Annotated in this window: 9 protein-coding genes; 7 read left to right on the forward strand and 2 right to left on the reverse strand. The window is 33.1% G+C overall.

Annotated features, from left to right (window positions below; genetic code table 11):
- Positions 1-18: 18 nt before the first annotated feature.
- The gene (locus IGI68_RS03760) at positions 19-624 is read right to left on the reverse strand and encodes a class I SAM-dependent methyltransferase (protein WP_071874055.1); all 606 of its coding nucleotides are present in this window, start codon (positions 622-624) and stop codon (positions 19-21) included.
- A 152-nt stretch (positions 625-776) separates the two neighbouring features.
- Here IGI68_RS03760 and coaA point away from each other — a divergent pair, with 152 nt between their 5' ends.
- The 3 genes from coaA to IGI68_RS03775 all read left to right on the forward strand — a co-directional run bounded on the left by coaA (position 777) and on the right by IGI68_RS03775 (position 8,835).
- The gene (gene coaA / locus IGI68_RS03765) at positions 777-1,697 is read left to right on the forward strand and encodes a type I pantothenate kinase (protein WP_438730633.1); all 921 of its coding nucleotides are present in this window, start codon (positions 777-779) and stop codon (positions 1,695-1,697) included.
- Between the two features lie 116 nt (positions 1,698-1,813).
- Positions 1,814-3,379, forward strand: coding sequence for a glutamine-hydrolyzing GMP synthase (gene guaA / locus IGI68_RS03770; RefSeq protein ID WP_438730636.1), 1,566 nt, complete (start codon positions 1,814-1,816; stop codon positions 3,377-3,379).
- Between the two features lie 449 nt (positions 3,380-3,828).
- On the forward strand, positions 3,829-8,835 hold the full coding sequence (locus IGI68_RS03775; RefSeq protein ID WP_438730639.1) for a sacsin N-terminal ATP-binding-like domain-containing protein: 5,007 nt from the start codon (positions 3,829-3,831) through the stop codon (positions 8,833-8,835).
- Positions 8,836-9,092: 257 nt separating this feature from the next.
- On the opposite strand, the gene IGI68_RS03780 is transcribed toward IGI68_RS03775, so the two are convergent.
- A complete protein-coding gene (locus IGI68_RS03780; protein ID WP_438730642.1) occupies positions 9,093-9,380 on the reverse strand; it encodes a transposase in 288 nt (95 codons plus the stop codon).
- 615 nt (positions 9,381-9,995) lie between these two features.
- Here IGI68_RS03780 and IGI68_RS03785 point away from each other — a divergent pair.
- From IGI68_RS03785 to IGI68_RS03800, 4 genes are all read left to right on the forward strand, one after another.
- Positions 9,996-10,244 (forward strand): hypothetical protein, encoded by a 249-nt coding sequence (locus IGI68_RS03785; protein ID WP_438730645.1) that lies wholly within the window; start codon positions 9,996-9,998, stop codon positions 10,242-10,244.
- A gap of 440 nt (positions 10,245-10,684) precedes the next feature.
- Positions 10,685-10,849: a PspC domain-containing protein gene (locus tag IGI68_RS03790; RefSeq protein ID WP_438730648.1), complete on the forward strand. Its 165-nt coding sequence runs from the start codon at positions 10,685-10,687 to the stop codon at positions 10,847-10,849.
- A 189-nt stretch (positions 10,850-11,038) separates the two neighbouring features.
- On the forward strand, positions 11,039-11,380 hold the full coding sequence (locus tag IGI68_RS03795) for a DUF5626 family protein (RefSeq protein ID WP_438733208.1): 342 nt from the start codon (positions 11,039-11,041) through the stop codon (positions 11,378-11,380).
- Positions 11,381-12,182: 802 nt separating this feature from the next.
- Complete coding sequence (locus tag IGI68_RS03800; protein WP_438730651.1) at positions 12,183-12,695, forward strand: hypothetical protein; 513 nt, start codon at positions 12,183-12,185, stop codon at positions 12,693-12,695.
- The last annotated feature ends 319 nt before the right edge of the window (positions 12,696-13,014 follow it).

Below are 13,014 nucleotides of genomic sequence, written 5' to 3' on the forward strand. Positions count from 1 at the left end.
TTTGACCTCCTTTAATCTCTACTCTTCTTTGATACTTTGAATAATATAATAGCCGCGATCTTTGAGCAGTACTTGGGCATTCCCAAAGATCTCTTGCATTTTCTTTTGTGCACTAGGTGCGCCTTGTTTCTTTTGAATCACAATCGTTAACGTTCCACCCACAAGTAGTAACGGATAGGCTTTTTCCAAAATTTCGTGGACCACTTGTTTCCCAGCGCGAATCGGCGGGTTACTTAAAATAGCGGCGTACGCAGCATGATTCAGCGTTTCATATAAATAAGATGAATGAATCTCCACCTGTTGAATATGATTTTGTTGGGCGTTATGTTTGGCTAATTCAACTGCCCGTTCATTGACATCTAACATCTCCACCGTCCGATTCGTGGCATATGCTAATGATAATCCGATGGGGCCATACCCACAACCAACGTCTAATAGCGGGCCCTCTGGTAATTCTTGGTCGTCAAACGCCTCAATTAACACGCGAGAACCGTAGTCGATAGTGGCTTTTGAAAAAACATGACTGTCTGTGGTAAAGCGAAACGTCTTTCCTTTTAATTCAAAGTCAAACGTTCGGTATTCGTGCGCTGTATCCGGTTGATTACTATAATAATGATTTGTCATAAGCTCGCTTCCTTTTCAATCCTTTTCTTAATCATAACGATATTTGAAAGCTTGTAAACTATCTTTTCTTCTCTCTGTGGAATTTTTTATTTTGAAGGCCTTCGTTTTGTGATAAACTAATGCGGAATACTAAAAGGAGGGTTGCTACCAAAATGAAGGAAAATATCAATTACTATGAAATTCCTCGGTCAGAGTGGCAAGGATATTACGCCAAGGAACATATGCCTTTGACGCAAGAAGAATTAGACGGTATTAAAAGTTTGAACGATCGTATTTCGGTACAAGACGTGGAAGATATTTACATGCCATTATGTCATTTGATTCATCTATATATGAAAGAATTCGAGTCATTAACCCTTAGCAAAGGGCTTTTTTTACACCGCTATGTGAAGGTGCCCCCTTTTATTATCGGCGTTGCTGGAAGTGTGGCAGTCGGGAAAAGTACCGCTGCTCGTTTACTCCAAACCTTGCTATCCCGTCTTTTTTCTAGAAAAATGGTGCAACTAATTACGACGGATGGGTTTTTATATCCCAATGCCATCTTAGAAGAACGAGGAATCATGAACCGTAAGGGTTTTCCTGAAAGTTATGATATGGAGCGATTAATCCAAACCTTGAATGAAGTCAAATCAGGTAAAGAAGTCGATATTCCCCTTTACTCGCATCAAGTGTACGACATTGTTCCTGGCGGATTTGAGACCATTCAACAACCCGACATTTTAATTGTCGAAGGGATTAACACCCTACAACTTCCTGCCAATCAACAAATTTACGTCAGCGATTTTTTTGATTTTTCTATTTTTATGGACGCCGAACCAAAATTAATTGAAAAATGGTATTTGGAACGTTTTGAATCGTTACTGGATACCGCCTTTTTAGATCCAAAAAATTATTACTATCAATTTGCGATCGGTGATCGACAAGCCGCTTTAGCGATGTCTCGTTCCGTTTGGAAAAATGTGAACTTAAAAAACTTAGAAGAATTCATCTTACCCACCCGTGGAAGAGCCGATATTATTTTACATAAACAAGAAAATCATCTCATTGATCGGATTTATCTAAGAAAACACTAATTTTTCCCGTTTAATAATTGCCAAAGCGACAATCTTTTATTATGATTGTCAAAGAGTTTCAATTTGAAGAAGGTTCGCCTTTTTCACCACATTATAGAAGATAGGGGTCGTTTATTGTGACAAACATTGACAATATGCCGAACGTTGAAAAAATCATCGTTCTTGATTATGGTAGTCAATTCAACCAATTAATTACACGTCGCATCCGTGAATTTGGTGTCTTTTCAGAACTATTGAGCCACCGTATTACTGCTGACGAAGTAAAAGCTATTAATCCAAAAGGAATCATCCTTTCTGGAGGTCCGAACAGCGTTTATGCTGATAACGCTTTTGACATCGACGAAGAAATCCTAAACCTCGGAATTCCTGTTTTAGGTATTTGTTATGGTATGCAACTCATCACGCATAAATTAGGTGGAAAAGTTGAAGGAGCCGACAAAAAAGAATACGGAAAAGCCGAACTTAACATTAATTTAGATGAGGCGCCTTTATTTGGGGCAACACCAAAAAATCAAGTCGTTTGGATGAGTCATGGTGATTTAGTCACTGAAGTCCCTGCAGGATTTGAAGTTGTCGCAACAAGTAACGATTGCCCAATCGCAGCGATGCAAAATCGTGACCGTCAAATTTATGGCGTACAGTTCCACCCAGAAGTTCGTCATACCGAATATGGTACGGATCTTTTAAAACAATTTGCGTTTGATATTTGTGGCGCAACTGGCGATTGGTCAATGGAAAACTTTATCGAAATCGAAATCGCAAAAATCCGTCAACAAGTCGGCGATAAAAAAGTCTTACTTGGCCTTTCAGGCGGCGTAGACTCAAGTGTCGTAGGCGTTCTTCTTCAAAAAGCGATTGGCGACCAATTAACATGTATCTTTGTCGATCATGGCTTATTACGTAAAAACGAAGGCGATCAAGTAATGGAAATGCTGGGCAATAAATTTGGCCTAAACATTATCCGTGTTGACGCAAAAGATCGTTTCTTAAATAAACTTGCTGGTGTGAGCGATCCAGAACAAAAACGTAAAATTATCGGAAACGAATTTGTTTACTTATTTGACGATGAAGCGAAAAAGATTGCTGGCAGCAAAAAAGTTTCTTTCCTTGCGCAAGGCACACTTTATACAGATGTGATTGAATCCGGAACAGAAACTGCCCAAACGATTAAATCGCACCATAATGTCGGTGGTTTACCAGACGATATGGACTTTGAATTAATCGAACCATTAAACACGTTATTTAAAGATGAAGTCCGTGCTTTAGGGACTGAACTTGGCATGCCTGATGATATCGTTTGGCGCCAACCATTTCCAGGACCTGGTTTAGGCGTTCGCGTACTTGGCGAAATTACAGAAGAAAAATTAGAAATCGTTCGTGAATCAGATGCGATTTTACGCGAAGAAATCAAAATCGCTGGCCTTGATCGTGATATTTGGCAATACTTCACCGTTTTACCAGGCATCCGCAGCGTTGGTGTAATGGGCGATGGCCGTACGTATGATTACACGATCGGAATCCGCGCGATTACGTCTATCGATGGCATGACAGCCGACTTCGCCCGCATTCCATGGGATGTTTTACAAAAAATCTCTGTCAGAATCGTAAATGAAGTGGCACACGTTAACCGTATCGTGTACGACATTACGAGCAAACCACCAGCTACGGTTGAGTGGGAGTAACCTGAAATCAAAAGGTGCAATAGAACCAAGGGTTTTTGAGGCGTTTGTAGAGGTATAAAACAGCTTAAAAATGGATTTATTTGGATTAAGTGTCCCCTAACTGTCCCCTAAAAAATAGTGCTACCCAAATTTCGGGTGGCACTATTTTTTATTAGTAACTATCTAAAAATTATTTACTACTTTCTTTCAGCACAGGATATTTCAGGAAATTTATCCTAATAAAATAAATCTTTATTTGAAAACAATCTAAAAAATAAGTTTTATTTCTATTAAATATTTTCAATTTTTAAGTATATTAAGAAATTTGATATATAAGTTGAGTTTAATTCAAAGAAATAAAGAGTTCGAAGCCGATTATACCTATTAATTTCAAAAATCAGATGATAGAATAAAATGATATGAAACACAAATTCATTTGACTATTATACACAATGAAAGGTGGTACTTACATGCGTTTAGAAGCACAGGTTAAATCACTCTTTGATCAGAATTCTGATTACAAAAATCCCAGTCAGGCGGTTAACTTAGCTAGCTCATTGGAAACTTTATCTAGTGATTTATATACAGACTCGAACCGTTTTATTTATGAACTACTTCAAAATGCAGATGACTCATATAAAACTGGTGAACCCATCAAAATTTGGATAAAATTATTTGGAAGTGATTTAGTTGTAGCTCATACTGGATCATCATTTTCTGATATCGATGTTAGAGGTATCTGTAATATCAATAATGGGACTAAAAAATCTGATTTGACAAAGACTGGTTATAAAGGAATTGGATTCAAAGCAGTCTTTGGACAATCTAAAAATGTAAGTATTTATAGTGACAATGAATTTTTTTCATTTAATTCATCATATCAACATGACTGGAAATGGACAGACACCCAGGAAGAATGGGAAAAAAGAAATAATCGTCAGTTTGTTATGCCTTGGCAGATTATCCCAATTTATACTTCAGAAGCCGATATTAACTCAAATGTTGTTACCTTCATTAAAAGCGTTGAAGCAAATGTCGCGACTATTGTTCGACTTTCAAATGCGAGTGAGGCAACTAAAGCAATTGAAATGATAACTCAAAATACAAATATTTTTATTTTTTTAAAAAATATTTGTGAGATTACTTTTGATTTAGCTAAGACAGCTGTAATTAAAATCACCCAAGATGAAGGAAATATCATATCAATACAACGCAATCAAAATACTACTCAAAAATGGCTAGTAACCGAAAAAAATCTTCATGTTCCAGATACATTGCGAAGGCTTCTAAAAGATGAAAAGAATATGCCTGATAAATTACTTGAGGCAACTGATATTCAACTAACGTTAGCAGCAAAAATCGGAAAAGATGGGCTGAGTAAATTATCAAGTGGTGATCAGCGTATTTACGCCTATCTACCTACTGAAGAAAGAAAGTACGAATTTCCTGTCCTGGTAAATACTAGTTTTCTAACTTCTGCTAATCGGGAAAACCTTCACGTAGATTCAAAATGGAACCAATGGATTTTTAAAGAAACTGCCCAAAGCCTTTTTGAATGGATTTCTCAGTTAGTTCAAAGCGAGTATGGGCTACAAGCTTACCATTTGCTGCCAAAAAAAATATCTTCAAACGGACTTGGTTCCCAATTTAACGATGGGTTCGATAAAGCACTAGAAAATATTCCTTTTGTACTTACTGATGATAGATCTATAGTAACAATTGGAGAAACAATTGTTGATTTTACAGGACTTTCTTCTGAAAGCTTTATTAATACAGAATATTTAAAGATGTTTGTTGAACTAAAACATGATAAATCAGCGAATGGAATACGACATCTTTCTACATTAAAACAATTCAATACTATTTTAAAACAATTGGGTGCAGCGAGTTTTTCATGGAAAGATCTTGCTGATTTCTTTAAATCACCTAGATACAAAATAATTCATTCTCCAGAACACAATGTAGACTTAATTTTGCACTTCAAAAGTCTTTTAGAAGATTCTACTGTTGTAGAGGTAACAGATCACTATCTTAAAGGTCTTCCCTTTATATTGAGTCATAAAGGGACAATGAATCCCCCTGGACAAGTATGTTTTCCGGAATCAGTAGAGGAAGAATGGAATGATATAAATACCGATCTATCGTTTATTAATACAAGTCTATATCAAAGACTTTTGAGCGACATTTCTGCTCGTCAATGGTTAGAATCACTTGGTGTGATAGAAAAAACAGACATTACTTACATTACTCAAAAATTGATACCTAACATTGATTCGTATGTGAATAATGAGAATGCGGTGACTGTAGTTACAGACTTGTTCAATCTTGATTCGAAGCAGGAAATAAGTAAAGAGTTATTTTCTAACCTTCGTAAGATTAGACTATTAACGACTAAAGGGGGTCTGTTACCTGCGGAGGAGTGCTATTTTTCAGATTTTTATAAACCGAGGTTGCTTAATGAGGATATGTTAGATATTGATATTTTTGTTAATGAAGTCTATTGCGAAAAAAGCATTAGTGGAAAAGAGGAATGGAAAATATTTCTCAAAAAACTTGGTGTTACTGACGGTATCACTATTATTGAAGATTCAGAGACTTCGATAATAAACGCTGACTTTTTAACTCATGAGGATAAATATCATAAACCTGCTTTTACAACTTTCCATACTGATAATTACAAAGATTTATCTAGTCTAACCTTTGTTGACTATACTGAAAAAAACTTTGAATTTGCTCAAAAATTCTGGATTGATGTCATGGATAATATCGAAATAAACGAGCTTAATAAGCCAGTTATAGGATTTTGGGGGCTCAGCGGAAGGGCTGGCCGTAATACAGGTAGTCAACTAAAAAACTACATTCCATGGTTTATTAATAATATCGAATGTATACCTACAACACAGGGATTTTGCAATACTTCAAAGGATGTTTTTTTGAATTCTGAAGAAATTCAAAAAATTGCAGCAACATATCTTCCTGTATTTCATGGACCAGTTTTATCACAAGATTGGAAATCATTCTTTTCTTTCAAAACTGTCTTTAGCTTAGACGATTATTTACAATTACTAACAAGTATTTCAGATGACAATATAGACGGATTTATAAAAACCGAAAACATAGAAAGAGTACAATATATATATTCACGACTACTGAATCAAGCGGGTAATTTTAGTTCTGATCAAATTAATAAAATAGAAAGTTGGGGTCATAATGGCTCATTAGTAAATTCTAAAGGTAATTATACAGAATGCTCTGAAATCAAGTATTTTATTGATGGTAATGAGTCCGTTTTCCAAGATCAATATACCTTTATTTCATTAAGCGCAGAAAATAAGAAACACCCTTTTGCTGAAAAATTATTCAGATATTTTGGAGTTGAAATTCTAGAACAAAGTCACTTTAGACTAGAAGCAAATAAAAATAACCCTTGTACAGATCTTATGGATAAATTGATAATGATTGCTCCTTCCCTAACAGAGTGGATTGTTAGTGAAGAGTTAGAAATTAAGCAGAATAATAATACTGAAAAAATCCAAGAGTTACTTACAATTTTAAGCATTTACGAAGCTGATAATCTTGAGATTACTTATGAACGTATTCATTTTGTAAAAAGTGTAAACACTCATTTTTATGAGAATTCTATATATATAACCACACCATGGTATAGCAATAGTGTTTTACTTACCTTAAGTGATGTATTAGCAAAATTTCTGGGAATTTTAGGACATGAAAAAAAAATAGATTTTCTACTTCGATCCTCATACGAAGAAATAAAAGAATATTTTATTCAAGAAAATATTCCAATTCCGGATAATTTTGATGAATCAGTTAGCGATTTAAATAGAAGTGGTAATCCACGAAGTTTTGCAGAAATTAAAGATGTAGTAAGCACGGGGATAATATCCCTAAATACCTATCATATAACTCAACCAGATTATCAAAAACTTGTATATGTTGAAGGCCTGGTCGACAGATCTGTTGACAATGTCTTAAGTTATCTTAAAGACCTTCCTGAATATGATTGTTCTGGTCAATTTCAAATTGCACGAAGCATTATCGGAGGTATAACAAAAAATGGATTAGAGGTTACGATTGTTGCTCGACCTTCTGACAATGATCAAGTAATTTTGTATTATGGTTCGGAGTTCGATGTATTGAATTATGTTAATGCGGAATTATGGTACGAAGATGGTGAGAGCGTGCCAAAAAAAATGACCATGGGACAGATGCTTGAAAAAACAAAGGTAAATAGGATTCCAATTCCTAAGCTTGAGATTTCTAAACAAGAAATTAGTGAGTTAGCCAATCAGATTAGTTCTGAATCTTTTGAGTTCGCTCCAGTACCATTTACTCCACAGAGAATAGCACAAATTATTTCTTCATTCGCAAATTTAGACGGTGGCAAACTAGTTTTTGGTATGCAAGAAACCCCTATAGGAACAAATAACATTGTTGGCTTAAGTGTAGATTATAAAATGAATGAAATTATGGAAAAAACTGTTTCTATTTTTAGCTCGGTACCTAAAATTGAGTTTGATTGGATACAGATTCACAAAAAATTATTATTTATAATTGAAGTAGAAAAATCATTTGAAGAGATATTCTGTGATGGAATCAAGTATATTCGTGAGGGAACTGAAACTATCTCTGAAACTAATAACATAGTTCAGCAACAACAATTGATGAAAGCAGAGTATACCCATACAAAAGTAATTATTATCGCTATTGAAGATTATCATCCCAGCGTACGAAAGCAAATTAAATCTGTAAAATATGCTAAAGCTGATGCTTTGGCCTTTAAAGAAATGCTCAAATCGTCAATGGGGATTCTGGAAGATGATATTATGACTTTTATTGACGAAGATGCTTATGGAAATGCTCTAGAAAATGATTTAGATGTGCTGTTCAATAATTTAACTGCAGAAGATAGACTAATATTTTATTATGCTGGTCATGGTTTCCATGACGGTATAACTAATTATTTGTCTACTTATGATATTCATCCTAATAATATAGTTGGAACATCAATATCTTTAAATAAAATCTTATTAAATCCCTTGAAAAAATCTGAATGTAATAACGCATTAATATTTATTGATGCATGTGCCACAGAAATTATTGGTGAAACTGAAAGAGCTGTTGTTACTGATTTTCAAGATGAAGAATTTAAACTTATCACACATGATTTTCCCTATTACGCAGTATTTTTATCCTGTCAAGTTGGTGAAAGTTCATTCGGGAGCAATATTTTGGAGCATGGTATTTGGACATATCATTTAATTGAAGCAATGAAGGGAAATCATATTGAAATTATGAGAGATGGTAAATATTTAACTGATATAGTTTTACAACAGTATCTTTCTAATTCAGTTCCAGATTATACAAAAACTGAGCTTAATAGAAATCAGAATCCAAAGTCAATTTTAGAATCACATTATGAAAATGTTATAAATGAATTTGGGAAAACTCCAATCTAATTTGGTTGTGTTTTTAGAAATGATACAATAACGACTAAAACCACTTACTTTATAAAAGTTCAAACAAGAATTACATCCACTGGAGTTAGTAAAAAGAACTTACGGAGTATATTATAGTACCTACGTGTTAAAAAATTGATAGTTTAAGAAGGGCCTGTGACGTAAGTAGTCTCTTAGAGTTAGAAATCAAAATAAAAAATGGTATGGATTTATAATTTCTTTCGAAATTTAAATTCATACCATTTTTTCCTTATATTCTATTCATTTCTCTCTCTTACTGCTAATTTATGCATGGTCAAAGCCGTGATTAGAATACCTATTTCTTTTCTCACTTTATCAATCCCCCATAACATGAATCGATTGAAACCTAAAGAAGCCTTCATCCGCCCGAACACCCTTTCCACATCGATTTTTCGACGCGCATAAATGGAGCAGGTTTCTTTGGATGAAAGAAGTGTCTTTTGTTTCACTTTAAAATATTGAAGTTCTGGATTTACCTGTATCAATCGGACTCTTCCTGACTTCGTCAGTGATTGAGGGACCAATTCTTATTTTCCATTATATTTTTTAGCTTTGTATTCTTTTAAGTATCGTACGAATCCATTTTTATCTTTACGTTTACGCTGGAATATGTGAAGCCTGATAGGCTTGCTTGGGTTAACCATGGAGCAGGTAAACTTTCTTCCGCTAGCTGTTCGTTTTTCCGACTACTAAAAACACTGCGAGTGTAGGCAAAGAGCACCAATTTAAGCATTATACTCAGACTGTATTCTCTTTTTTGGGTTCATAGCTTGTTGAAAGTTATAAACTCTTTTGATTTATGTTGTAATTATGTTTCATTTGTATCATCCTTTCGAGGGTGGTGGACTAGAGTGCGGGAGTCGTAATCCTGCGCTCTTTTTTATTGTACCAAAATCCCAGAAAAGCAGATAAAACATCTTTTTTCTGGGTTTGTTCAGAGACTTATGTCACAACCAACTTTTTTTGCATAACTACGAAAAGGAGAATCAAGTAAATCTGAATGACCTATAAAAATTCCATATTTTAAACGTTCAGGCATGATTTTCGACCTTTCAGGGTCAAAAGCGTTATCTCTAACATATTTATGATATATTTATGATATATTTATGCCAATAAAAAGTAGGAAATAAAATGAAATATTGGAAAAAATTTTTTTAATTAGTACATCCTTAATAATGGTTGGAGGTAGCTTGGTTACACCTATTATTTCCGTAAAAGTATCTGAAAGTAATATAAGTATAGAAGAAAACTTACTTGAAAGCTCTTTTGATCCTAACTTCAATTTATCTAAAGATGAATTAGTAGAGCTAGGTCTTTCTTTTGAAGAAGCTGAAGAATTCAATGATTATCAAATGTCTAACATAAATGTAATTGATGGTGTAGCATAGAAATCATCAGTTTAGAACGCGGTAAAAGCAATCAGAAAAGTTTTATAATAAGCTACCTACAAAAGTAAAATTTGTTATTGCAACTTACACAGGGTTAAATGGTTTTCTAAACTTGGTTGAACATTATACAGGATCAATAGAAAATGCTATTTATTTGATAAGGAGAATAATTTTGAAAAACTTTGTTAATATCATACTTGCTATATTTTTTTTAATCCTAGGTTTATGGAATGGCATAATAACTTTTGATAATTTTAGCTTTGAAGGAAAAAACTTTTATCATTTAATTATTTCAATTGTATCAATAATTATTGGGCTAATATTTACATTTAAATTCCGAGATAGCAATCAATAGTTTTAAAAAGTAGGAGGCATTTCATTCTATTATTGTGATGTGTTGTACATGAAGAAATTAATACTAATTTTTAGGAGGGATTAATATGAAAAACAACTATATTTTTCTAGGAGTTTCTGGTCCAATAGCTGACTTTTTAGGTGTAGATATTAACATAATTAGATTTTTATTTGTTATAACAGGTTCATTTCCACTATATCTTTTATTAAGTTTTTTATTAAATAATAAAACGAAAAATAAGTTAAATTAAGCAGTGTTGTTAAATGATTAAGAAATTGATACTTTTAATGAGTTGTTTATTTTGATTATGTTTATTATTTGGTTTTAATTCCTACGCTGTCGCTGATTAGTTTGACACTAACAGCTTAGGAATTCCAAAGTTAAGTTAGACGAGTCTTATGTACAAAAAGTTACCGATAAAAATGATGATACGGTTACTATTGAAGTTAAAAAAGTTGAAGATGGTGAACCTGAAATTAATTTACGTTGGGGTGTTTGGCATACACGTAACAATGTAACAAATGGAACTTATAAAATTAATGTTGTCACAGGTATTTGTAATGCAGGGTCTACTATTAAAGTTAGCAATAAAAAGATTACTTCAGCTTATAATCAATGGATGAATGGATTTGCTCCTGGTATATCTATTTCGGATTCTCTAGCAAAGGTTTCTTCTACACAAGCTACTTATTACATGGATTTTAGTATGGTTGGAGTTTTTTGGTCTAGTGGTGTTTGTGCAAAAATCCAAAGTGGAAATTTAGTAACTTATTGGCAATAAAAAACACTTACTTATAATAAAGCAAGGATACAAACTATTTTCATCTGTTAATTACAAAATAACATTTAATAAAATTGACCTTCCGGAATCAGAAAGACTTTAAATTTCACGTTAAAATGGCAAAGTTAATTAAACGAAGTATCTTGAAATGGAGATATCAGTATGCTATCATTTATTTTAGAAAGCGTTTCCAAATTTAAGAGAGGAATTTTAATTATGTATAAGGTTGATGACTTATTTAACTTTATGAAAGAAAAACTAACAATGAATTATCTCTACACTAATGCTTACTTAAAAAAAGAAAAAAAAATTATCCCATCGGTTTTACTTTAATTAACTTTTTACTTGCTTTGCTCGTTTTTAATTTACCTATATTTCTTGTTCCTGAAGATTTTGATGTACCCCTTGGAACATTTGGTGGAATGAATTTATCTGGGAATCAAAATATCATGATTTTATGGGCAATGCTAGGTATGCTATTAGTTACACATCTTTTAGCTTATCGTTTTCAACACCAACATAATTTATTTATGATGGGACGTATAAATTTACCTACAATTATTGGTATTTTATGGGTTTTTCTATTTCAAGAAAAGATGCGATCCATAGCAGTTCTTCTATTTATCCTTACTGGATTTTTTTATTTAATTTTTTTCATAAATATTAATGGGTCAAAAATGAAATAATTTTATAGGCGTCAATTTCCCTTTTTTTTATTTCTTACCTCATGTGAATAAAAACACTATCGTTTTAATTTATTTTTTTAAAGTTAAAATAAAAAATAGAAAAAGAGAATAATGGTATGAAAAAAAATTTTGTGTTTGTTGTCTTGTCACTTATAGTTGGATTAGTAATGGGAAGTATTACTAGCCCTGTTTTTGCAGATTCAAATCACCAGAACTCCAATAATCCTGTAACAACATCTTTCTATTTATTAGAAACCGAAGACGAATCTGATGGCTTGAGCACTCAGCCCCGTTCCGTTTGTGTTAAATGTTCGAGTTTAGCATGGATGGAATGTAAAGGAGATTTAACTTTGTTAGGCACTAGTACTCATAATGGTTTAAGTGGAAAGTGTACTGTTAAGTATTACCGTTCAGGCACTAGAATTAAATGTTACAGTTGTGGATATTCTAATACTACAGCAATCACTGGTAGACATGACTGTTATATCCAAGAGATTTTTAGCTTAGATCTTTTTAAGCCTCCTCAGAATATTTCTGAGGGGCTTTTCACTTTTTATAGGAATGATCATGTAATCAGTCGCTATAAACTAGCTTGTAAACCAAATATTATACGGACCTTTTTCTCCTAGTATTTCAACTAAATATTCAGTATTTCTTTTTAAACCTGAAATTTGAATAAATGATTTTTCACCTTTAGAAGTTATGTCGTACATTCCTATAATTTCATTATTATCAACTTGTGTAATTCGTATAGTAGCTTCTCTCTCTTTTAAGTCATTGCTTGGATAATTATAACAAAAGAACTGCCTTTCAGAAATGGTTCTATGCAATAAATGTTAATGAATTATCAAGAGAAGCTCAAATGACCATTAAAAACTTTGATTACTATCATAAAAAAGCAGAAAAGATGAAAGTATCGCCGAATAAATGACAGGGAAAATTCAATTT

Source organism: Enterococcus sp. DIV1314a (assembly GCF_051713805.1).
In the GTDB taxonomy this organism is placed as follows: domain Bacteria; phylum Bacillota; class Bacilli; order Lactobacillales; family Enterococcaceae; genus Enterococcus_I; species Enterococcus_I aquimarinus.